The 20,627-nt window shown below is 61.6% G+C and carries 23 protein-coding genes; 9 read left to right on the forward strand and 14 right to left on the reverse strand.

Annotated elements, in window-relative coordinates:
* Positions 1–136: 136 nt before the first annotated feature.
* Positions 137–1,360, reverse strand: a complete 1,224-nt coding sequence (locus PMI11_RS16620) for an alpha/beta hydrolase family protein (protein ID WP_007819091.1) — start codon at positions 1,358–1,360, stop codon at positions 137–139.
* A gap of 150 nt (positions 1,361–1,510) precedes the next feature.
* On the opposite strand from PMI11_RS16620, the gene PMI11_RS16625 reads away from it, so the two are divergent.
* The 3 genes from PMI11_RS16625 to PMI11_RS16635 all read left to right on the forward strand — a co-directional run bounded on the left by PMI11_RS16625 (position 1,511) and on the right by PMI11_RS16635 (position 4,978).
* The gene (locus PMI11_RS16625) at positions 1,511–3,064 is read left to right on the forward strand and encodes an acetolactate synthase large subunit (protein ID WP_007819092.1); all 1,554 of its coding nucleotides are present in this window, start codon (positions 1,511–1,513) and stop codon (positions 3,062–3,064) included.
* A gap of 76 nt (positions 3,065–3,140) precedes the next feature.
* Positions 3,141–4,037 carry a helix-turn-helix domain-containing protein gene (locus PMI11_RS16630; RefSeq protein ID WP_007819093.1) on the forward strand — a complete coding sequence of 299 codons (897 nt, stop codon included), beginning with the start codon at positions 3,141–3,143 and terminating at the stop codon, positions 4,035–4,037.
* A 62-nt stretch (positions 4,038–4,099) separates the two neighbouring features.
* Entirely contained in the window at positions 4,100–4,978 is an 879-nt protein-coding gene (locus tag PMI11_RS16635) for an NmrA family NAD(P)-binding protein (protein ID WP_007819094.1), read from the forward strand.
* Between the two features lie 156 nt (positions 4,979–5,134).
* Here PMI11_RS16635 and PMI11_RS16640 read toward each other — a convergent pair whose 3' ends face one another.
* Positions 5,135–5,431 (reverse strand): hypothetical protein, encoded by a 297-nt coding sequence (locus tag PMI11_RS16640; protein ID WP_007819095.1) that lies wholly within the window; start codon positions 5,429–5,431, stop codon positions 5,135–5,137.
* A 147-nt stretch (positions 5,432–5,578) separates the two neighbouring features.
* Between PMI11_RS16640 and PMI11_RS16645 the strand changes: the two genes are divergently transcribed.
* Positions 5,579–5,995, forward strand: a complete 417-nt coding sequence (locus PMI11_RS16645) for a YkvA family protein (RefSeq protein ID WP_244430591.1) — start codon at positions 5,579–5,581, stop codon at positions 5,993–5,995.
* A 23-nt stretch (positions 5,996–6,018) separates the two neighbouring features.
* Here the strand turns inward: PMI11_RS16645 and PMI11_RS16650 are convergent, their stop codons facing one another.
* Positions 6,019–6,909 carry a LysR substrate-binding domain-containing protein gene (locus tag PMI11_RS16650; RefSeq protein WP_007819098.1) on the reverse strand — a complete coding sequence of 297 codons (891 nt, stop codon included), beginning with the start codon at positions 6,907–6,909 and terminating at the stop codon, positions 6,019–6,021.
* Positions 6,910–7,077: 168 nt separating this feature from the next.
* Here PMI11_RS16650 and PMI11_RS36545 point away from each other — a divergent pair, with 168 nt between their 5' ends.
* Positions 7,078–7,239, forward strand: coding sequence for a DUF1127 domain-containing protein (locus PMI11_RS36545; protein WP_007819100.1), 162 nt, complete (start codon positions 7,078–7,080; stop codon positions 7,237–7,239).
* A 14-nt stretch (positions 7,240–7,253) separates the two neighbouring features.
* Here the strand turns inward: PMI11_RS36545 and PMI11_RS36015 are convergent, their stop codons facing one another.
* Positions 7,254–7,790 carry a 2'-5' RNA ligase family protein gene (locus PMI11_RS36015; RefSeq protein ID WP_007819102.1) on the reverse strand — a complete coding sequence of 179 codons (537 nt, stop codon included), beginning with the start codon at positions 7,788–7,790 and terminating at the stop codon, positions 7,254–7,256.
* A gap of 191 nt (positions 7,791–7,981) precedes the next feature.
* Between PMI11_RS36015 and PMI11_RS16660 the strand changes: the two genes are divergently transcribed.
* Both PMI11_RS16660 and PMI11_RS16665 read left to right on the forward strand, forming a co-directional pair.
* Positions 7,982–8,842: an NmrA family NAD(P)-binding protein gene (locus PMI11_RS16660; RefSeq protein ID WP_007819104.1), complete on the forward strand. Its 861-nt coding sequence runs from the start codon at positions 7,982–7,984 to the stop codon at positions 8,840–8,842.
* Positions 8,843–8,972: 130 nt separating this feature from the next.
* Entirely contained in the window at positions 8,973–9,371 is a 399-nt protein-coding gene (locus PMI11_RS16665) for a cupin domain-containing protein (protein WP_007819106.1), read from the forward strand.
* Positions 9,372–9,426: 55 nt separating this feature from the next.
* Here PMI11_RS16665 and PMI11_RS16670 read toward each other — a convergent pair whose 3' ends face one another.
* Genes PMI11_RS16670 through PMI11_RS16695 form a run of 6 tightly spaced genes read right to left on the reverse strand, consistent with a single transcriptional unit; the run spans position 9,427 to position 15,428 of the window.
* Positions 9,427–10,287: a glycerophosphodiester phosphodiesterase family protein gene (locus tag PMI11_RS16670; RefSeq protein WP_007819108.1), complete on the reverse strand. Its 861-nt coding sequence runs from the start codon at positions 10,285–10,287 to the stop codon at positions 9,427–9,429.
* A gap of 17 nt (positions 10,288–10,304) precedes the next feature.
* On the reverse strand, positions 10,305–11,129 hold the full coding sequence (locus PMI11_RS16675; protein ID WP_007819110.1) for a glycerophosphodiester phosphodiesterase family protein: 825 nt from the start codon (positions 11,127–11,129) through the stop codon (positions 10,305–10,307).
* A gap of 11 nt (positions 11,130–11,140) precedes the next feature.
* Positions 11,141–12,238: an ABC transporter ATP-binding protein gene (gene ugpC, locus PMI11_RS16680; protein WP_007819113.1), complete on the reverse strand. Its 1,098-nt coding sequence runs from the start codon at positions 12,236–12,238 to the stop codon at positions 11,141–11,143.
* A gap of 1 nt (position 12,239) precedes the next feature.
* Positions 12,240–13,157, reverse strand: coding sequence for a carbohydrate ABC transporter permease (locus tag PMI11_RS16685; protein ID WP_007819115.1), 918 nt, complete (start codon positions 13,155–13,157; stop codon positions 12,240–12,242).
* Between the two features lie 9 nt (positions 13,158–13,166).
* Positions 13,167–14,057 carry a carbohydrate ABC transporter permease gene (locus tag PMI11_RS16690; RefSeq protein ID WP_007819117.1) on the reverse strand — a complete coding sequence of 297 codons (891 nt, stop codon included), beginning with the start codon at positions 14,055–14,057 and terminating at the stop codon, positions 13,167–13,169.
* A gap of 60 nt (positions 14,058–14,117) precedes the next feature.
* Positions 14,118–15,428 (reverse strand): extracellular solute-binding protein, encoded by a 1,311-nt coding sequence (locus PMI11_RS16695; RefSeq protein WP_007819119.1) that lies wholly within the window; start codon positions 15,426–15,428, stop codon positions 14,118–14,120.
* A 190-nt stretch (positions 15,429–15,618) separates the two neighbouring features.
* On the opposite strand from PMI11_RS16695, the gene PMI11_RS16700 reads away from it, so the two are divergent.
* A complete protein-coding gene (locus PMI11_RS16700; RefSeq protein ID WP_007819121.1) occupies positions 15,619–16,773 on the forward strand; it encodes an ROK family transcriptional regulator in 1,155 nt (384 codons plus the stop codon).
* Positions 16,774–16,785: 12 nt separating this feature from the next.
* Here PMI11_RS16700 and PMI11_RS16705 read toward each other — a convergent pair whose 3' ends face one another.
* From PMI11_RS16705 to PMI11_RS16720, 4 genes are all read right to left on the reverse strand, one after another.
* Positions 16,786–17,184, reverse strand: coding sequence for a GFA family protein (locus PMI11_RS16705; RefSeq protein ID WP_007819123.1), 399 nt, complete (start codon positions 17,182–17,184; stop codon positions 16,786–16,788).
* Between the two features lie 104 nt (positions 17,185–17,288).
* Complete coding sequence (locus tag PMI11_RS16710) at positions 17,289–18,272, reverse strand: aldo/keto reductase (RefSeq protein WP_007819126.1); 984 nt, start codon at positions 18,270–18,272, stop codon at positions 17,289–17,291.
* 27 nt (positions 18,273–18,299) lie between these two features.
* Complete coding sequence (locus tag PMI11_RS16715; protein WP_007819132.1) at positions 18,300–19,019, reverse strand: carboxymuconolactone decarboxylase family protein; 720 nt, start codon at positions 19,017–19,019, stop codon at positions 18,300–18,302.
* A gap of 17 nt (positions 19,020–19,036) precedes the next feature.
* Positions 19,037–19,417 carry a DUF2255 family protein gene (locus PMI11_RS16720; RefSeq protein WP_037071575.1) on the reverse strand — a complete coding sequence of 127 codons (381 nt, stop codon included), beginning with the start codon at positions 19,415–19,417 and terminating at the stop codon, positions 19,037–19,039.
* A gap of 115 nt (positions 19,418–19,532) precedes the next feature.
* Here PMI11_RS16720 and PMI11_RS16725 point away from each other — a divergent pair, with 115 nt between their 5' ends.
* Positions 19,533–20,438: a LysR family transcriptional regulator gene (locus tag PMI11_RS16725; RefSeq protein ID WP_007819135.1), complete on the forward strand. Its 906-nt coding sequence runs from the start codon at positions 19,533–19,535 to the stop codon at positions 20,436–20,438.
* Positions 20,439–20,627: the final 189 nt, after the last annotated feature.

The raw sequence follows: 20,627 nt of genomic DNA on the forward strand, positions 1-20,627 counted from the left end.
GGCGGCCCGCCGCCAAAAACGATCGTCCGGGATTGCCATCGTCCGCCTGTCGGAAGATTGGGCGACACGGCAACTGGTGGTCTGCACGGCGCAAGGAGCGGAACTGCCCGTCCATGCCCGCAGCCTTCTGGACCATCTAGCTGCTGCCCGGCCCGAATTGCGCGTCGAGCCAGTCCAGAACCCGCCTGTTGAGTAGTGACCGGTTCTTCATCTCGCAATGGCCATCCGCGCCCTCTGCGGCGGTGAACCGCATCAGCGTCTTCGGGCAGCGCAGCGTATCGAAGAAAAAGCCGGCATCGGCGGCGAGCCCGTCATTCTCCGCCTGGGTGATCAATGTGGGGCATTGTATGCGCTCCGCATGTCCCCGCATGGTGAATAGCTCGGCCGACGCGAGAAGGCCTCTGAGATCATCCACCCCATGCACCCAGAAGCCGCGCTGCACCACCTTCCAGTTCAGCACCGGATTGCCGCGGATGAAGGCATCCATCGTATCGAGCAATGTCTGGTCGAGAGCAGTAAGATCGGCCGCCGCTTCCGCAGGCACGCCGAATTTTTGGATGATGACCCTGCGAAACCCATCGGCTATGCTCCAGGTGCCGGGATCGGCAATCAGCGCGGCAATGCGCGGCTCGTCCGCCGCCCCGCGCGGCGCCAGAAGCCCGCCGAGGCTCCAGCCGCTGAGCGCGATACGATCAGGGTCGACGAGCCGATAGTCCACCGCAAAATCCACCACCGCCCTGATGACCACGTCCCAGTCCGGCCGCAGCGGGATGCCGTGCTCGTAGAGCATGGCGCCCTGGCCGGGGCCGTCGAAGAGCAGGCTGTGATAGCCGCGCCGGGAGGCGGCGACGGCGCAGGCGAAATAAGTGTCGGTGATGGTGCAGTCATAGCCGTTGTTGAAGATGATGAGCGGCCGCATCTCATGCTCGAGACCCTGAGCCGGAATGAAATATCCAGGCATCGGCGTCTCGCCGAGCGGAATGGAAAGCCGCTCGATCGTCGGTGCCGAGAGCGCAAGCCCCATCTCCAGCGCATCCGTCTGCTTGCGGAAGGCGGCAAGCAGACGCGTGTCGACAGGCGCGCCGTAGAGCGGATGATAGGAGGTGGCGTAGAAGACGCTTGCCCGTAGATAAAGCTCGCGCGCGCTGACCTTATGCCCCGCGGAAAGCGCTGCCTCGGCTTCCCCTTTCAGCCGGTCGCCAGCCGAAACCCACGCCTCGTAGAACGCAGCGTGATCGCCATCGCCGACAGCTTCCGCCACGGCCTGGATCTCGCCGAAATCCGCACCGCCATACGGAATATAGGCGATCGGCCAACTGCCGAAATCCTCATGCAACTCGTTCCTGAATAGCATGCTCATCGCCAATTTCCCCAATGGCTGCCGCCGCCGCCATGATTATAAAGGCGGCTTGAAGCCCCATCACAAAAGCTCGCGCCGACCGGATGCAATATTCAAGGTTGTTCTTATATTCTTACCGTGCAAGGCTGTTGTAAACAGGAGGAAACGGCCATGAATGGTGCAGACAGCCTGTGTGATACGCTGCTGGCAAACGATGTCAGGGTGTGCTTTGCCAATCCCGGCACATCGGAAATGCATTTTGTGGCGGCGCTCGACCGCAAGCCCGAGATGCGCTGCGTTCTCGGCCTCTCCGAGGGCGTCGTCACCGGAGCGGCCGATGGTTATGCGCGCATGACCGACCGACCGGCCGCGACCTTGCTCCACACCGGACCGGGGCTGGCGAACGGCCTTGCCAATCTCCACAATGCCCGCCGGGCAAGAGTTCCCGTCATCAACATCGTCGGCGACCACGCCTCCTATCATCTTGCCCTCGATGCGCCGCTGACATCCGATATCGAAAGCCTCGCCGCGCCGATGTCGAACTGGGTGCGTCGCATCAGCGGCCCCGAGGATGTGGCAGACGCGACGGAGGCTGCCTTCCGTGCCTCATTGTCACCTCCTGGTGTGGCAACGCTCATCCTGCCGGCAGATGCCGCTTGGGGCCATGTCGAAACGGATCAGCCGGTCAGGCTGTCCCCGCCGGTACCATCGGCCGTGAACATGGACGTCGTGCGCGAGGTTGCCGCCGCCATCAGAGATACGCCTGGCGAGGCCGGAATCCTCGTCAGCGGTGCGGCTGCCCGTGCCGACTGCCTGGAGATTGCGGGCGCAATTGCGGCCGCCAAGGATGTGCGTCTCTTCAGCGAGATGCAATTGCCGAGGGTGGAGCGTGGCCGCGGCCGTGTCGCCCTGACCCGCATCCCCTATCCGATCGACGCCGCCCTTGATCTGTTGGCCGATATCGATGTGCTGATATTGGCAGGCGCGCCAGAGCCCGTCGCCTTCTTTGCCTATCCGGGCAAGCCTGGACGGCTGGTGCGCAAAGGCTGCAAGGTTCTGACCCTTGCAAGGCATGGCGAAGATCTGAAAGGCGCGCTGGAAGCACTCAGGGACGAACTCGGCGTCAGGCAGTCACTACCTCCGTCGCGACCATCAGGACTTTCCGACGATATCGTTCCGTTCGGGCATCTGACCGAGGATGCGATCGCGGTGATGGTGGCGGCAAGACTTCCCGATAATGCCATCATCTGCGACGAGGGGGTCACCTCGGCCCGCCGCTTCTTCGATCTTTCGGCCAGCTCGGCGCCGCACGACTACCTGATGAACACCGGCGGCTCGATCGGCTGCGGTATCCCGCTTGCGACGGGTGCGGCGGTCGCCTGTCCCGACCGCAAGGTCATCAATCTGCAGGCGGATGGCAGCGGCATGTATACGGTGCAGGGCCTGTGGACGCAGGCGCGTGAAAATCTCGATGTGATCACGATCATCTTCGCCAACCGCGCCTATGCCGTGCTGCATGCCGAGATGCGCAATGTCGGCGTCGACGGCATCGGCGAGAACGCCCGGCGGATGATGAACCTCGATCACCCGGCCTGGGACTGGGTGTTGGTCGCCAAGGGCATGGGCGTCGATGCTGCGGGCGCGCATAGCTGCGAGCAATTTGCCGATCTCTTCGAAAGCGCGCTCAGGCGCCGCGGACCATTTCTCATCGAGGCGATCATCTGAGCTTTCAGGCATGGCCGGTTGGCAGGGCGGCGATTGAGACGTAGCATCCGGCCAAAGCAGAAAGTCGAGACAGATCATGACAGCTTCATCCCTGCAGACCTCACCGCTGATCCTGCTGACCAGCGCCGGACGGGCGTGGAGCGGGCTCGCGGCCGACTTCCTGCATATTCCGCGCGGCATCTCCCGTGTTCCGGGTGGTGACATGCATCGTCTGGGCATCCACTTCGGTCCTCCCGTCAATGCCGATTGCCACTGCGGCGGCCGGCGCATGCGCCGCGTGCAGAAGCCTGGCGATATCGATGTCATCCCGGCCGGCCTCGACGGGTCCTGGGAGGATGATGCCGATTGCCGCATACTGCGCGTAACTCTCGATCCCTCGCGGCTGGAACAGGTCGCGGAAGATCTCGGACGGGATACCGGCAAGATCGAGCTGCAGCCACGATTTCAGCTGCGTGACGCCGGCATCGAGGCGATTTGCCGGGCGATCAAGGCGGATCTGGAGGCCGATATCCCCTCCGATCCGCTCTATATCGATCTTCTCGCCAACGCGCTCGCCATCCGGCTGATCGAGACGTCGAGCGACGGCGCGCCCCGGCCCGCGATCAACGGCGAACCGAAGCTCTCGGCCCGGCAATTGCGGATGCTGACGGAATTCATCGAGACCCATCTGGATCAGAAGCTGCATCTGGCGGACCTTGCGGTCGTTGCCGGTGTCAGCATCACACGGCTGAAGAGCCTGTTTCGCAACAGCACCGGCGTTTCCGTGCACCAATATGTCATCCGCCGCCGCGTCGAATATGCCCGCGCCCTGATGACGACGACGGATATGGCCTCAAGCGAGATTGCGCTTGCCGCGGGCTTTGCCCATCAGAGCCATATGGCAACGACCATGCGCCGGCTCACGGGCCAGACACCCGGCGAGATCCTGCGCGAAGTCGGCGAATTCCGCCCGAAATTGCAAAGACCGGCCTGAATTTGTGCGACGCCTTCGGTGTGGTCACCTAGTCCTTGTGCATCATCAGCAAGGAGAAACACATGATTGCAATCCTCGGAGCCGCCGGAAAGATCGGCTATTCGACCTCCAAGGCGCTGCGCGCGGCAGGTGTGCCCGTGCGCGCTATCCTGCGCGATCCGGCAAAGGCTGACCGCCTGACCGCCATCGGCTGCGATGTCGCATTTGCCGATCTGCAGGACGCTAAGGCGCTTGCCGGAGCGATATCAGGTGCGGACAGCGTTCAGGTCATCCTGCCGGTCGACCCGCGGGCCGAAGACGTGAAAGGCGACATGCGCCGCTCGATCGAAAGCATTGCCGAGGCATTGGAAGAGACGCGCCCTGCCCTCATGCTTGCCATTTCCGACTATGGCGCCCATCTCGGCGAAGGCTTCGCCATGCCGAGCATGTTCTACATCTTCGAGCAGCGCCTTCGCCAACTGGATATGCGCCGGATATTTCTGCGGTCGGCCGAGCATATGGAAGGCTGGGGTCGCGTCGCGCCGGCAGCGATCGCAACCGGCGTTCTGCCGAGTTTTCATGACCCGGTCGAAAAGCAGATCCCCAATGTCTCTGCACAGGATGTCGGCCAGATTGCCGCAGATCTCCTGCTTCGGCCCGACATCGAAACGCGCGAGCAGATCGTTCACGCAGAAGGCTCGCGCCGCTATAGCGCGAGCGACGTGGCTGCAGCGCTGAGCCAGTTGCTGGGCCGCACGATTATTGCTCAAGCCCTGCCCCGCTCGCAATGGCGGGAAAGCCTGGGCCGGGTGATGAGCGCCAGCGCTGCCGATCTTCTAACCGAACTCTACGACGTGCATAGCAAGGGTGGCCTCATCGACGTCGAGCCGAATGCAGGCGATGTCCGCAGAGGCCCCACCGAGTTGATCGACGCGCTTCGGCCGCTTGTCTCCGCACGGTGATTTTGGGAAAGATCATCCTCGTAAGCCGGAACCGGATGAGGCTGAGGGGATTTACCTCTCAGCATGGGAGGTTCCGATGATCCGCAAATTGAAGTCAGGCGAATATCGTCTCTATTCCCGCTGCTCGGAGTGTGCTGCAGGAAGATCGGCCCCGCCTCAGTGGCCGATCATGCCTTTCGGATTGTCCCGATAAGGATCGCTGCGATTGGGATCGCTGTAATAAGTCCGGTAGCCGCCGCTCGAATAGGTCTCTCGATAGCTTCCATTGAGCTGCTGATGCGTCTGTGAGTAGAGATCTCCGTTTCGATACGTATTGTAGCCGCCGCCGAGATTCTGCTCCCTGATATAGGTATTGCCTGAACTGTCAGTAGAACACGGAGCCGAAACCAGGTCGCAGGAAGCAGACGCATTCCCCGCGGTCAGCAAGAAAATCCCAAACAAAACCGCCTTCATGCAAGCTCCCTTTTCGCGAAATCGGCGTCGCTTACGAGTGCAATCTAACTGAATGGCGAAAAAGAACAAACAGAAAACATCTGGGCTCGGCTCCGTTCCCAATCAATAGATCAAATGTTAAACCACGCCTGCAATGATCCGGCCCGAATGCTCGAACAGACAGGCAGCGCAACAATGGGCGAATGGTTGACGGCGGCGAAACAATGGGCGCGGCGCGTGAAACGCGATGTGGTCGCGCTCTGGATTGCGGCGCGCGACGGCCGCACGCCTGTGGTGGCCAAGATCGTCGCCGGTGCGGTTGCTGCCTACGCGCTTTCGCCAGTCGATCTCATCCCGGACTTCGTGCCGGTGCTCGGCTATCTCGATGATCTCATCATCGTCCCGCTCGGTATCCTCATCGCCATCCGCCTCATTCCCGCGCCTCTGATGTCGGAATTCAGGGACCTAGCCATCGAGCGTGCGCAGCGCCCGGTCAGCCGCGCCGGCCTTGTAGCGGTCGTGATCCTCTGGCTGCTCGCAGCCGCCCTCTGCATCTGGCTTGCGCGGGATCTGCTTCTTCGCTGAGGCGGAAGCGAGCTTTCGCCGGCCTATTCCCGCACGAAGGCGCCGCGCAGCCAGTCGAGGAAATGGCTTGCCGCCGGCGATAGCGCCCGGCCCGGTTTCATGATCGCCACGAAGCCGTCCTCGTAGGTCAGGAATTCCGACCGCTCCACGAGCCTCCCGCTCTTCAGCTCCTTCAGCGCAAAGCGCCGCTCGACCAGCGCTACCCCAAGCCCGGTGACGGCAGCGCTCACGCAGAGATGCATATGTGGAAAATAAAGCTCTGATTGTGCCGAGATCCTATGCCCGGTCGCCGCCTGCCAGCTCGTCCACTGCTCACTCAGGTGGTCAGGCGAGATGCGCGTCGGGAAGCTGAAGTCATCGCCGTCCGTGTTGAACGAATAATCCGGCGCCGAGACCAGGCCGAAGGAGACGGAAGCGAGCGGCACGAACTCGTCCTTCACCTGCGGCCGCGACAGGCGGTCCCAGCTCAGTGTGAAATCTACGCCATCCCTCGCCCGGTTCGTACCGCCGTCGCGCGCGCTCGATGACAGGGAAAGCTGCACGCGGCAGTTCGGATAGAGACTGTAGAATTCCGCCAGACGCGGCACGAGCCAGACCATGGCGAAGGTGGCGCTGCAGGCGATATGCACGCTCGCCTCGTTCCGGCTCGCCTTCAGTTCCTGATAGCGCTCCTCCAGAAGATCGAAGGCCCGCGACACGGTGGCGAAGAAGGCCGCTCCCTCCTCGTTGAGCCGAAGCCCCGTCCCCGATTTTTCGAAAACCGGAATGCCAAGCTGCTCCTGCAGAAGCTGCAACTGCTTGGAAACGGCGCCGTGCGTGCGCCCCAGCTCGTCGGCCGCCCGTGTCACCGAGCCGAGACGCGCCGTGGCCTCGAAGGCCCTGAGATAGGACAGTGGTGGCAAATTGCGGGCCATGGCTTCCCTATATGTGAGTTTTTCTAACTGATGTCGTCAAGATAAGGCGCTTTTCCGAGCTCGAATACTGCCATAAAAGCATGACATAAAAGCAAGATGAGCGGAAAATCCGCTCAAACTCCCACTAACAATAGGTGAGTTTTGCCAACAGAGAAAGGAAATTTCATCATGCACGTGACAGATACGCTCCGCCTGTGGTGTGAACGCTGGACCGAACGCCGCCTCTTTGCCCGCGAACTGGATACCCTGCCCGACGAAACGCTCCGGGATTTCGGCATGACGCGCGAAATCGCCTACCAGCACAGCCACCGACCCTTCTGGCGCGCATAAGCCACCGAATAGGTTCAGCCCGGCAATTGCCGGTGCCACAACAGCTCGACCGGATGGAAGCGCACGAGTGAAATCCGGTGCAGGCTTGCCGCCACCGGTTGCCAGAGGCCCATCGCGCCGCTGATTGCCGCCCCGGCCTCCTCGGGGCTCAACTGCTCGCCAAGCGTGACATGCGGCACCCAGTTTTCCGGCAGGTAATGCGGCCAGCACGCCGCCCCTGCAGAGGCGGCCGCGGCATGGAAGTCCCGGTGAAGGATAAGCAGCTCCTCAGAAACGACAGGCGCGGCAAACAGGACCGATGCCGGTCCGGGAAAAAGACCGATACTCGAAAGTTTGACGCTAGGAGCGCTCATGTTCGCGCTGAAGCGGTCGAGCGCGTTTGTGAGAGGCTCGGGGTCGAGCCCGTCATAGACGGCGAGCGATATGTGCGGCTCAACCTTCAAACGACGAGGAGTGACGACATCGGGTGAAATACGCTCCACATGCTCGATGATCGGCCGAAGCTCTGCTGCAGCATACGGGTCCAGCTCCATGTGAACGGCAAAAGGCAAGAGTCACCTGCAATGTTGGCAGCCCTGTCGGCTCTGATTGCACAGTCCGGTCCGAGGCGAAGCCTCACTCCGGCATTTCTACCAGGATATTCGCACCCACAGCCGTCTTCGGCCAGAGGTCGAACGGGCCAGCAATGGAACCTCGAACCGGTGTGCGCAGTTATACAGGTGAGCGTCTGCGAGATTCACACATGTATGTCATCCTTGGCGCATCCGGACACATAGGCTCAGTCGTCATCGACGCCTTGCAGGCATCGGGCGAGAAAGTCATCGCCGTCGTTCACAGCGCGCAAAAAGCTGCCGCCATAAAGCACGACGGCGTTCAACCCGTCATTGCCGATGTGGCCGACACCGGCCAGATTCGTTCCATCCTGCAAAAGGGGCGCCGCGCCTTTCTGCTGAACCCGCCGGCCGATATCAAAGGCGACACGAACGCCGAGGAACTGAAGACCGCCAGGAGCATTGCCGCGGCACTCGAAGGATCCGGGCTCGAGAAGCTGGTCGTGGCCTCGACCTACGGAGCGCTTGATGGCGCCGGCATCGGCGATCTCTCGGTGCTGTACGAATTCGAACGCCTCGTAAAGGCAACCGGTATTCCAGCCGCCATCAACCGCGGCGCATATTACTTCTCCAATCTCGACATGCTTCTGCAGCCTGCGAAAGAGACCGGACGTCTGCTCACGCCCTTCCCCGAGGATATGAAGATGCCGATGGTTTCGCCAAGGGATCTCGGAGAAGCTGCTGCCGCGCGGCTCAAGAGCCCGATCGACGACATCGGGATAGACCATATCGAAGGTCCGGAGCGCCATTCCTTCGCCGATGTCGCCAAGGCGTTTTCATCGCGTCTCGGCCGCCCCGTCACGGCCGAGACGATCCCTCGCGAAAAATTCGAGGAATATTATCTCGGACTTGGCTTCTCTTGGGCGGCCGCCCGTTGCTACGCGAAGATGACCGAAGTCACCATCGACACCGGCTTTGAAATGCCCGCCCGTCGCCATTGGGGCAGGATAACGCTCGATGAGCATCTTGAAGCAGTGCAGACAAAGCCTTGACGGAGCGCCCCGCAGATACACGGCGATACAAAAAGCCCCCTCTGCTGAAACATTTCCAATTCATCCCTCTGTTCAGATAGCCCCGTCGCCCGATTGCGGGTTTCAACCAATCTGACGGAAGGACAGACAGATGAGAACCATCATGATCATGGCAGCAGGCGCTCTCGTCATCGCCGGCGCAATGCAGCTGACCAAGGCCAAGGCCGAAGAGCCCATCCAGCGTACTGATCTCGTCCGGAACGACATCGATGTGCCCGGCCATGAGGCTGTCCAGGTTCGCGTCGATTTTGCCCCCGGCGCTTTGGCACCCAAGCACCATCATCCGGGTGAGGAAATTGCCTATGTCATCCAGGGCGCGCTGGAATACCAACTCGATGGCCAGAAGCCGGTAACACTGAAGGCCGGCCAGTCGTTGTTCATCCCTTCGGGCGTTGCGCATTCGGCGCGGAATGTCGGCGACGGCAAGGCTTCGGAACTCGCAACCTATATCGTCCCGAAGGGTTCGCCGCTCGTCGTGCCGGTGAAGTGATGGCAGACACAGGCCACCTCGCTCTCTGGCGGGTGGCCGGCCTGCCGGCGGAGGATCAACCCGCGACGCGGCTTTCAGCAGGTTTCCGCGACGCTGTCCGCGCTTCGATATAGCGCCTCAACGCCGCCGGTTCGTCGGTCTGGATCGTGCTGATGCCGACGTCCATCAGGCGGCCCCAGATGGCGTCGGGCTCAATAAGTGCCCTGGGATCGGTCCATTCGCCGCTTGCCGCCATATCCAGCGTATTGAACCAGATCGCCATATTGGCCTCTTCGAAGAGCCGGCGGTTCCTGGCGATCGTGTCGAGATGATCGAAGCGCAGCTCGCACATGAAGGGTTTGATTTCGGAGAGCAGCGAAAATCTTTCGCTGACGTTGCCAGCGGTGAAATAGACCATCGCCATGAAGGGCACGCCCTCGATGTCCTGGGCGCGTACCCAGTCGAGGTCTTCGCGAGTCATGACCGTTGTCTTCAGGTCGACGAAGGACGCGACACCCATCTCGCGGGCGCAGGCCGCCACTTCCGAAAACAGGTCGCGATCCTTCAGGTCGAGATCGGCGAAGATGCGCCCGCGAATGGTCTCGAATACCTGCTTCAGCGTCGGAATGCGCTGGTCGGTGGTGGCGCGGTGCTCGCCACCATTGTCTTCGCGCAGCGCAATCGCCTGCAGTTCCGCCATCGTGAAGGTCTCGGCGTCGCGGTCGATGCCGGCCATGCGAAGGAGCGTGTCGTCATGCATCAGGAAAAGCTCGCCATCGGCGCTCTTGCGCACGTCGATCTCGACAATGTCGGCGCCGACGGCGATGGCCTTTTCGATGGAGGCCAGGCTGTTTTCCGGCGCGCCGTGCCAGGCGCCGCGATGGGCGACGATGGCGCAGCTGCGGTTCTGATCGGCGATGAAGTCTTTGTAGCTCATGTTTACGTCCTTATGTGTCAGCCACGGCGGCTGGCGAGATATGATTTCAGTGCGACCGGTTCATCGGTCTGGATCAGCGAGATGCCGGCTTCGATGAGCCGGCCCCAGATGGCGTCGGGATCCTGCATGGCAGCCGTATCGGTGAAGCCGGCGAAGGCCACGGAATCGAGCGTATTGGCCCAGAGCGCCATGCCCGTCCGGCGGGCGTGGAGCGCGGCGATATCCTCGATGCGGTCGAAGCAGACTTCACAAACGGCAGGCGCAAGCTGGAACAGGAGATCCAGTTCGGCTTCAGCATGCGTAGCGCCGATCCGTGACTTGGCCATGAACAGCATGCCGTATGGGCTAACCGTCTCGCGCACCCAGGCAAGATCTTCGGGCGTTCGAAGACTGCCCCAGAAATCCACCTGGGATTCGACATCGAGATCGCGCGCGCAGGCGATGACGTCGGGGACGATGGCCCGGTCCTTCACGTCGAGATGCAGGAAGATGCGATCCCGCGTCAGGTCGAAGAGCTGCTGCAGGCTCGGCAGCCTCTCGCCGGTCATGGCGTTATTCTCGCCACCGTCGCGGTTTCTGAGAGTGAGACCTGCGAGCCGCGCCGAACTCAGCGCCTCCGGCGCCTCGTCGATGCCGGCCATGCGCTGCAGTGTCCTGTCATGCAGCAGGAAGAGGCCGCCATCCGCACTTCGGTGCACGTCGATCTCGACGACATCGCAGCCGGCCTGGATCGCCGCTTCGATGGCAACAAGGCTGTTTTCGGGAGCATCGCGCCAGATGCCGCGATGCGCCACCACTGCGCAGTCCCTGTCCGGGTCCCGCACATAGTCTGTGTAATTCATGGAGAAGTCTTTCAATGGTCGGCGAATGCGTCCGCAATGGCGCGCCCCGTCTCGCCGTCAAACAGGTGCAACCGGGATCGTGGGAAGGTGAAGGAAAGCTCGGCGGCGGGATTGGTATCCGCGCCGAAGGGTGTGGCGATGCGGATGGAGGTGCCGGCGAGATCGGCTGATAGCACCGCATGCGAGCCGAGATCTTCGAAATGCCTGAGCCGGCCCTTGATCGTGCCGTCCGCTGCGACGGCGATATCCTCCGGGCGGATGCCGAGCTGGAAATTGCCTGATTTGTGGTATCCCGCAACCGCCTGCCCGTCCGCCAGGCGCAGCACAGAGCCGTCGCTCTTCACCGGCAGAATGTTCATGGGCGGCGCGCCGATGAACTTTGCGACGAAGACCGAGGCCGGGCGATGATAGATCGCCTTCGGCGTATCGAACTGCTCGACGCTGCCCTTGTTGAGGATCAGGATCCTGTCCGCAAGCGTCATCGCCTCCACCTGGTCATGAGTGACGAAGACGGTTGTCGCTCCGATGCGGCGGTGCAGATCGGCAAGTTCGACGCGCATATCGTGGCGCAGCTGCGCATCGAGGTTGGAAAGCGGCTCGTCGAAGAGCAGTACGCCGGGCTCGCGCACGATTGCCCGGCCGATCGCCACGCGCTGGCGCTGCCCGCCGGAGAGCTGCCCCGGCTTGCGGTCGAGATAGGCGGCAAGCCCGAGCATTTCGGCGACAGCGCCGACCCGCTCCTGACGCTCGGCTTTCGGCAGGCCGGCGACCCTCAGGCTATAGGCCATGTTCTGGAACACGGTCATATGCGGATAGAGCGCATAATTCTGGAACACCATGGCGCAGCCGCGCTGCTTCGGCTCCAGGCCCTGTACCTCGCGATTGCCGAACAGGATCTTGCCGCCGCTGACGGCTTCGAGCCCGGCGATCATCTGCAGCAGCGTCGACTTCCCGCAGCCGGAAGGCCCGAGCACGACGGTGAATTCGCCGGCGCGAAGCTCGACATCGAGCGGCGGAATGACGGTTGATTTCGTGTCGTATGCCTTGGTGACGCCTGTGAGCGTGATGTTGGTGGCCGCGGTGCGGATGGCAGTATCGATGGCGTTCACGTCATTTCTCCGAAAGAACAAGGCCTTGCACGAGGTAGCGCTGCAGCAGCGCAATCATCGCAAGGGGTATGACCGAGACGACCACGACACCGGCCATGATCATCGGAAAATCAGGGATTTCGCCTTCCATGTCGGGCGCCAGCCGCGCCAGACCTACGACGGCGGTGGTCATCTCGGGCTTGGAGGCGGCAACCAGCGGCCACAGATACTGCGTCCAGCCGCTGAGGAAGGTCAGCACGAAGAGTGCGGCAAAGCTGCTGAGCGAGATCGGCAGCAGGATATGGAAGAGAAAGCGGATCGGCCCTGCCCCATCCATGCGCGCCGCCTTGAAGAGATCGGCGGGAAGCGTGCGGAAGAACTGCCGGAACAGGAAGGTGCCGGTGCCATGCGCAACCAGTGGTGCGACGAGGCCGAAATGCGTGTCGAGCACGCTGAGTTCCAGATGAACAGGCGCGCCGAACAGGCTTTCGATCAGCGCATTGGTGCCGGTCAGATCCAGAAGTGCGTTCAGCGGCGAAAAGATATTGGCCGCCACCTGATAGGTGGTGATGACGCGGATCTCGATCGGCAGCATGATCGTCGCGAGGATCGCCGCAAAGGCGATGCCGGCCCAACGGATGCGGAAACAGACGAGCGCATAGGCCGTGAGGAAGGACAGCGCGCAGGTGAAGAAGGCATCATAAAGCGCCACCAGCATGCTGTTCAGCATCTGGATCGGGATGCGCGTCTCGGTGAAGACGCGCGTCACATTGGCGATGAAATGATCGCCGGGATACCAGGCAAGCCCGTTGCGCAGCAGGAATTCGTAAGGTTGCGAGGCATTGGCGAGCGTCAGGTAGAGCGGCCCGAGAATGAAGACGATACCGACGAGCAGAATGGCGCTGGCGGCGAAATTCAGCGAGCGAGCATTTTCGATCATGGCCGGCCCTTACCGTTCGTAATTGATGCTGCGGCCGAGAAGCAGGAACTGCGCGGCTGTGAGGATGACGACGAAGACCATCAGGATGGCCGTCTGGGTGGAAGCACCGGAGAGATCGTAACCACTGAAACCATCGGTATAGATCTTGTAGACGAGCAGGTTGGTGGCCCCGCCCGGCCCGCCCTTGGTGATCGTGTCGATCAGCGCGAAGGCGGAGGTGACGCTTTCGGTAAATTCCAGCACCAGCGTCAGGAAGAGTTGCGGCATGATCAGCGGCAGCTGCACATCGAAGATGCGCCGCCAGGGTCCTGCGCCATCCATGGCGGCCGCCTGATACATCGTGCGCGGAATGGACTGCAGCCCGGCGAGAAGGATGACGAAATTGAAGGGAATGCCGCTCCAGACATGCGCGACGATGAGTGTGATGAAGGCATCCGTTCCATCGAGCCCCGGTGCCCAGGCGCCCGGGAAGAAATGGTTGATCGGCGCCAGAATGCCGACGAACGGGTTGAAGATGAAGGCGAAGACAACGCCGATCGAGGCGCCTGCGACCCCCTTCGGCCAGACGAGCACGTTGCGGGCCGTCATCGACAGGCGGATTTTCCGGTCGGCTGCCACCGCCAGGATCAGCGGCAGAGCGACCGCGAGCGACGAGGCGACCACCATGAAGACGACGGTGCGCCAGCCGGCATTCCAGAATTCCGGATCGGCAAGCACGCGGCGGAAATTGTCCCAACCGACGAATTCCGACCCGCCGCCGAACGGCCTTTCCAGGAAGAAGGACCAGTAGAAGGCCTGGATGATCGGCGCGTAGAAGAAGATGAGGATCAGCAGCAGCAAGGGTGCGGCTAGCAAAGCCGGCAGCCAGCGATGGCTGAAAAGCGAGGATTCCGACGTCATCACGCATGTCCATTTCGAGAAAAACCGGTGCGGCGACGGGTGCGCTGCACCGGTCAAGGATCAGGGCAGCTTTGCCGTCTTGTAGGTCTGCTCGAAGCGGCGCAGCAGCTCGTCGCCACGCTTCTTGGCACTGTCGAGCGATGCCTGTGCGGTCTGCGTACCGGCAAACGCCTTCTGCGTTTCTTCGATTAGGATCGAGCGGAACTGCACGTAGAAGCCGAGGCGGATGCCGCGGGTGTCGGGGGTGCCGGGCTCGTTCATGGATTCGATGCCGACGCCCGCCGTCGCATATTTGGTGGTGCCGGCATCAGGGCTCTTGGCGATGGCATCGAGCACGTCGTTGGTGACGGGTACGTAGCCGGTGGAAGCCGTCATGAACATCTGCTGTTCGGGCTTGCGCAGGAAGTCGAGGAAGGTCTTGGCGCCATCGATCTCGGCCTGGTCATGGCCCTTCATGATGTAGATGGAGGCGCCGCCGACGAAGGTGTTGTGGCGCTCGTAGCCCTTGTACATCGGCGTCAAGCTGACGGAGAGCTCGTACTTGCCGGCAAAGGCCTTGGACGAGTCCGTGTAGGAGCCGGAGGAATTTTCCATCATGGCGCATTCGCCGGAATTGAAGGCGGCGGTGTAATTGCCGGCCTTGGTGTCGCTGGCGATCTTCACCAGGCCTTCCTTGCGCCAGCCGATCAGGTTCTGCAGATGCTTGGCAAAGAAAGTGGTATTGAAGACATATTCGGCATCGAGACCGTCATAGCCATTGTGTTTGGAAGCGATCGGCAGGCCGTGACGGGCGGAGAACTGCTCGAACATCGACCACGGCTCGGCGTTGGTGACATAAGGGCACTCGTTGCCGGCAGCCTTCAGCTTGCGGGCAGCCTCGATAATGTCTTCCCAGGTCTTCGGCATCTCGGTGACGCCGGCTTTCTCGAGCTCGGTCTTGTTGACGTAGAAGAGCAGCGTCGAAGCGTTATAGGGCTGCGAATAGAGCTTGCCGGCAGACGTTTCGTAATAGGAGCGCGCGCCCTTGATGTAATTGTTCCAGTTGACATCGGGCAGCACGTCCTGAACCGGAACGACGGCATCCGACAGAAGCAGGTCGAGCGTGCCGGCATCGAAGAACTGGATCAGCACCGGATGTTTGTTGGAGCGGTAGGCGGCAATCGCCTTCTGCATGGAGACTTCATAGCTGCCCTGCCCGACGCAGGTGACGTGATTGGCCGACTGCGACGCGTTGAAGGCGTCGCATTGCGCCAGGATCGCCTTTTCGACGCTTCCCGTATTGCCGTACCAGAATTCGAAATTGGCAGCTTGCGCAGAAGAACACGCAGCCGTCATCAGGGCGGCCGCAGCCACCAGAATGGAAATCTTCATTTTGCCCTCGCCTGAATTTGAGACCCGCCGGATCGGCGTCCGGATCGTGAACGGTCGGATTAGTACACTTTGTGTGTAACAATTCGATGACGTGGTCCCGCTTGATTGAGAGCGTAAAGCCCGGTATGCAGGCACCTGCGGTTGCTATTTGTGTTTCAGTTACACTTTTGTAGTATATTCGAGGTGCGTGATGCCTTATTCTCCCGAACCATTGATTGCTTCACGCTTCCGGCGTCCGGGAGAAGAAATCGTCGTCTCCCCGAACGAGCGCAGCCTGCTCAAACTCATCTGGCGCAATCCCGGCCTGTCACGATCCGAGATCACCGGCCATACGGACCTGACGCAGCAGTCGGTCCATCGCATCATCGACCAGCTCGTCGAGCGCGGCATCGTTTCGCTGGGGTCTCCCAAGCCCGGCCTTGGCCGCGGCCAGCCGAGCCCCATGCTCAGGCTCAACGGCCGCCATGCCTATTCGGTCGGTATTTCCGTCAATTCCGACGTGGTCGACATCTGCCTGGTGGACCTGTCAGGCAATGTGCTCGGCGAAAGCGACATCTCGCTGAGGGAGCTGGGCATGAACCAGGCGCTGGATCGCGTGCGCGAACGCATTGCCGAACTGCAGCAGCTGAACGGCCTCGACGACGAGACCTTCTTCGGCATCGGCTTCGGCATTGCCGGCGCTCTGATATCAGGGACAAAATACAATGCCTCGATGCCGCTGCATGAGTGGTCGCTGATCGAGCTCGGACCGCTTCTGAGCGATCTCTTCAAAAAGCCCGTCTGGCTCCTGAACGGCGGCAGCGCCGGCGCCGTCGCCGAGGCGATGTTCGGCGCCGGCCGCTTCATCAAGCACTTCGCCTATCTCAGCTTCAATTACGGCTTCGGCGGCGGCCTGATCAACGACGGCGAACTCCTGGCCGGCGGCAACGGCAATGCCGGCGAATTCTCAGGGATGTATGACAACGAAGAGACTCTCCGCCGCCCCGCCCTGCAGCTGCTTCTGGAGAAGCTCAAGCGCCACAATATCGATGTGCCGTCGATCCCGTATCTGCGCAAGAATTTCGATCCGAAATGGCCGGGCGTGGTGGAATGGGTCGAGGAGATCACGCCCGCCTATAACCGTCTCGTCAACGCCATCTGGGCGATCTACGACCCGCAGGCGATCGTCTTCGGCGGCCAGGTGCCACCGGGACTGGCGCAGATGCTGAGCGAACGCACCGAACTTTTCGGCCGCCCGCGCTATGGCGTCGCCCGCCCACATCCCAAACTCATCGTGTCAGACATATCGGGCGACGCCGCTGCCATGGGCTCGGCGATCGTCCCCTTCAAATCGACGTTTTACTGACGGCTCGCGGGCCTACCGATCTGACGGCGGGTGCTCGTTTTCGTCGTAGAGCCGGACACCCTGGACCCGTGGCAGCCAGGGTTCGCGGCGGATGGTCCAGACCTCGACCATGGGCCTGATATCGTTGGGTGCCTGATCCAGGGTGCCGATGAAGACTTCGACGGCATCATCCAGCATGAAGAACAGCCGCGAGCCGCAGATCGGGCAGAACGACCGTTTGTCGTAGGTGCTGATCTCGCCGTCCATCTTGAACTTCGAGCGATGCCAGTTCGCCGTTGCCGAAAAGATGGAACCGGTCAGCTTCCGGCATTTGGTGCAGTGGCAGAGCCCGGATTGATATGGCTCGCCTCCGACTTCGTACCTGACTGCGCCGCACGCGCAGCCACCGGTTCTCACGCTTTCCATCGCCATCGCGTCCTCCATGCCATCGCTTCAAGACAGCACAGGATAGCTTACAATGACTGGAAAGCAGCCATGCCGGCCTTCAGCTAATACCGAAGCGACATGGCCGCCGGTCAAAGCCCGACGCGACGCATGTGCTCGTCGGGATAGCGCGCACCCTGGATTTTGATATCGGACGTTTCGATTTCCTTGAGATCAGCAGGCGTCAACTGAACGCTCAGCGATCCGATATTCTCCTCGAAGCGCTCTAGCCTGCGGGTGCCGAACAGGGGAACGATCCAGGGCTTCTGCGCGAGCAGCCAGGCGAGCGCCACTTGCGCAGGCGTTGCATGGTGTTTCTCGCCGATACGCCGGATGAGATCGACCAGCCCCAGATTGGCTTCACGCGCCTCCCGCGCAAAACGCGGAATGTTGTTGCGCATGTCCGATTTATCGAGTTCAGTCCCGGTGTCTATTTTCCCGGTCAGGAAGCCCTTGCCTAGCGGGCTGAACGGCACCAGGCCGATACCGAGTTCTTCGAGTGTCGGGATCACCTCGGCTTCGGGCTCACGGGTCCAGAGCGAATATTCGCTCTGGAGTGCTGCGACCGGCTGCACGGCATGGGCGCGGCGAATGGAGCCGGCCCCGGCTTCCGAAAGGCCGAACCAGCGCACCTTCCCCTCGCCGATCAGATCTTTCACGACGCCCGCGACATCCTCCATCGGTACATCGGGATCGACCCGATGCTGGTAGAGCAGATCGATATGATCCGTGCGAAGACGCTTGAGGCTGCCTTCGACGGCACGGCGGATATGATCCGGCTTGCTGTTGACGCCGCCATGATTGACGCCGGTAACAGGATCGACATCCCAGCCGAACTTCGTCGCGATCTTGACCTCGTCGCGCAGCGGCTCCAGTGCTTCGCCAACCATCTCCTCATTGGTGAAGGGGCCGTAGACTTCGGCCGTGTCGAAGAAGTCCATCCCGCGCTCGACTGCGCTGCGCATGAGCGAGATCATGTCGGCCCTGTCGGGCAGTTCGCGGGCTTTTCCATATCCCATGGCGCCGAGCGACAGCGCCGAGACTTCAAGGCCTTGTCCGAGTTTGCGCTTCTGCATTTTGATGCTCCCTTTTTGTCGACGCCGTCAGTTTTGGCGGCTGGCGAAAACGTCCTTGACGACGGGCATGGCCGAGAAGACGCAGGGCCAGCCGCAATAGAATGCAAGCTGTGTCAGCGCTTCGGACGCCTGCTCGCGGGTTAGGCCGTTATCCATGGCGCGGCCGAGATGATAGGTGATCTGCGCCACCTGCCCTGTCGCTATGAGCGCGCTAACCGTCACCAGGCTTCTGTCGCGCGGAGCGAGATCCGGTCGCAGCCACAGGTTCTTGAACAGGAGTTCGCCGGTGTAATGGACGACGCCGGCTGAGATCTCGCCGAAATTGGCCCCAACGGCGGCGGCACGCCTGGATTCGCTTGGCTCATCGAGCGGCAGAAGCTCAGGCGCTGCCGCCGGCAACTGGTGAGCGCCGATGCCGCGCTCGGCGAAGATATCCCTGACGATCCCCACTGCAAAATAGGCGTTGGGCCAGCCGCAATAAAAGGCGAGATGCGTGATGATCTCGGATATCTCGGCAGGCAGGACACCGTTGTCGAGAGCGAGCTTGACGTAATGCGGCATCGAAATGGTCTGGTTGCGGGCAATCAGCGCCGCGAGGGTGATGACGCAGCGATCCCTCGCCGTCAGCATGGGCCGTTTCCACAGGTCGCCGACAACGGCCTTCTCGGTATAATCAGCCAATGCGGGCGAGACACTCCTGATATCGCCGAGGCTGAGCGTCTGGTGCAAGGTATGAGAGTTCGGCATTGCTTCGTCCATTCGGTCTATGAGTTGCGAACCGCTTCCACGCGGATCGTGGCGGCCCGCGCCCGTGCACCGATCATCGGATCGAGGTAGCGGTTTCCGGCATATTTCGCCCTGTAGGCATCATCGATCCTGTCGTTGGTCGCCGCATCGGCAACGGGTTCAAACGTGACGTCCGCCGTCATGCCTGCGGCAGTGATGCGCCCGGCTTTCTGCTTCAGCGCCGCCTGATACCAGCGCGAAGCCTGGCCATTGTAACCACGCACGAACAGGGCGCCGTCGACGACGACGGACCAGATCCATTTCGGGGTGCCATAGGTGACGCCGTCATCGCGGAAAGGGGAATTATGCAGATCATCGGAGGCGGCGATGCGCGCCAGTTCGTCTTTTGACCATGCCATGATCGAGGCTCCGTCCATTGCCGGCAGACTGGTGTCATTGCCCGACACCATAGACCCTGCCTTTTGTTTCGATTAGACGCTAATATGAGATTGGACTTATATCGGAGGTCAATAAATGCGGCGCGAAGACCTGGGCGATCTCATGGCGTTTCTCGCGGTTGCCGAGGAGCAGAGCTTTACCAAGGCGGCTGCCCGTCTCGGAACATCGCAGTCGTCGCTCAGCCTCATCATTCGCCGGCTGGAGGAACGGTTGGGCGTTCGCCTGCTGACCCGCACGACGCGCAGCCTCGCGCCGACGACGGCAGGCGAACAACTGCTGGCGACGCTCAGCCCGGCATTCGGCAGCATCGACGCGCAACTGTCGGCGCTGAGCGAATACCGGGAAAAGCCTGCGGGAAGTTTCAGGATAACCGCGGGCGAACATGCGATCGACACGCTTCTGTGGCCCAAGCTGTCCAAATTCCTGGCCGACTATCCCGACATCAAGGTCGAGCTGATCGCAGATCTGGCGTTGACGGATATTGTCGCGGAGCGCTTCGACGCCGGCGTCCGGCTTGGCGACCAGGTGGAAAAGGACATGATCGCCGTTCGCATCGGGCCGCTGGCGCGAATGATCGTCGTGGGTGCTCCGTCATATCTGGCAGAAAGACCGGCGCCCGCCTCGCCGCAGGAACTGACGGCGCATCGATGCATCAACATACGCCTGCCAACCTATGGCGGCTTCTATCCCTGGGAATTCGAACGTGACGGACATGAGATGCGCGTCAGGGTCGATGGGCAGGTCGCGTTCAATGGCGTGCCGCAGATGATCAGGGCGGCACTCGATGGTTACGGCTTGGCCTTTGTCCACGAAGACGTCGTCAGGCAATATCTGGACAGTGGGCGCCTCGTGCAGGTGCTGGACGAATGGTCCCCACCCTTTCCCGGCTATCATCTCTACTACCCGTCAAGGCGGCATCCCTCGCCGGCCTTCACGATGCTGGTTGAGGCATTGAAATTTCATCCCGCGGAAAATGCCTGAGGCCGCGCTTGTCTGAATTCGCGCCGGATGATACCACATCCCGCATGGACAGAACCGCAATCAGCACCTTTGTGATGATGATGCCGCGCTCATAGCGTGGCGGGTTTCGTGCGTCCAGAATGCACCAGCGACCGCCCTCGAGGCGGTCTTTTCATTTGGCGATCCGTCTCGCGGGGCAACCAGCCTTCG

The sequence above is a fragment of the Rhizobium sp. CF142 genome (assembly GCF_000281145.1).
Taxonomy (GTDB): Bacteria; Pseudomonadota; Alphaproteobacteria; order Rhizobiales; family Rhizobiaceae; genus Rhizobium.

Coding starts and splice junctions, on each gene's coding strand:
- PMI11_RS16640 (WP_007819095.1), bottom strand. CDS start 5,431: ATGAAGGCGGTTTTGTTTGGGATTTTCTTGCTGACCGCGGGGAATGCG.
- PMI11_RS16665 (WP_007819106.1), top strand. CDS start 8,973: ATGAGAACCATCATGATCATGGCAGCAGGCGCTCTCGTCATCGCCGGC.
- PMI11_RS16695 (WP_007819119.1), bottom strand. CDS start 15,428: ATGAAGATTTCCATTCTGGTGGCTGCGGCCGCCCTGATGACGGCTGCG.
- PMI11_RS16690 (WP_007819117.1), bottom strand. CDS start 14,057: ATGACGTCGGAATCCTCGCTTTTCAGCCATCGCTGGCTGCCGGCTTTG.
- PMI11_RS16650 (WP_007819098.1), bottom strand. CDS start 6,909: ATGGCCCGCAATTTGCCACCACTGTCCTATCTCAGGGCCTTCGAGGCC.
- PMI11_RS16670 (WP_007819108.1), bottom strand. CDS start 10,287: ATGAGCTACAAAGACTTCATCGCCGATCAGAACCGCAGCTGCGCCATC.
- PMI11_RS16620 (WP_007819091.1), bottom strand. CDS start 1,360: ATGAGCATGCTATTCAGGAACGAGTTGCATGAGGATTTCGGCAGTTGG.
- PMI11_RS16630 (WP_007819093.1), top strand. CDS start 3,141: ATGACAGCTTCATCCCTGCAGACCTCACCGCTGATCCTGCTGACCAGC.
- PMI11_RS16660 (WP_007819104.1), top strand. CDS start 7,982: ATGTATGTCATCCTTGGCGCATCCGGACACATAGGCTCAGTCGTCATC.
- PMI11_RS16715 (WP_007819132.1), bottom strand. CDS start 19,019: ATGCCGAACTCTCATACCTTGCACCAGACGCTCAGCCTCGGCGATATC.
- PMI11_RS16705 (WP_007819123.1), bottom strand. CDS start 17,184: ATGGCGATGGAAAGCGTGAGAACCGGTGGCTGCGCGTGCGGCGCAGTC.
- PMI11_RS16720 (WP_037071575.1), bottom strand. CDS start 19,417: ATGGCATGGTCAAAAGACGAACTGGCGCGCATCGCCGCCTCCGATGAT.
- PMI11_RS16675 (WP_007819110.1), bottom strand. CDS start 11,129: ATGAATTACACAGACTATGTGCGGGACCCGGACAGGGACTGCGCAGTG.
- PMI11_RS36545 (WP_007819100.1), top strand. CDS start 7,078: ATGCACGTGACAGATACGCTCCGCCTGTGGTGTGAACGCTGGACCGAA.
- PMI11_RS16635 (WP_007819094.1), top strand. CDS start 4,100: ATGATTGCAATCCTCGGAGCCGCCGGAAAGATCGGCTATTCGACCTCC.
- PMI11_RS16645 (WP_244430591.1), top strand. CDS start 5,579: ATGCTCGAACAGACAGGCAGCGCAACAATGGGCGAATGGTTGACGGCG.
- PMI11_RS16700 (WP_007819121.1), top strand. CDS start 15,619: ATGCCTTATTCTCCCGAACCATTGATTGCTTCACGCTTCCGGCGTCCG.
- PMI11_RS16725 (WP_007819135.1), top strand. CDS start 19,533: ATGCGGCGCGAAGACCTGGGCGATCTCATGGCGTTTCTCGCGGTTGCC.
- PMI11_RS16625 (WP_007819092.1), top strand. CDS start 1,511: ATGAATGGTGCAGACAGCCTGTGTGATACGCTGCTGGCAAACGATGTC.
- PMI11_RS16710 (WP_007819126.1), bottom strand. CDS start 18,272: ATGCAGAAGCGCAAACTCGGACAAGGCCTTGAAGTCTCGGCGCTGTCG.
- PMI11_RS16685 (WP_007819115.1), bottom strand. CDS start 13,157: ATGATCGAAAATGCTCGCTCGCTGAATTTCGCCGCCAGCGCCATTCTG.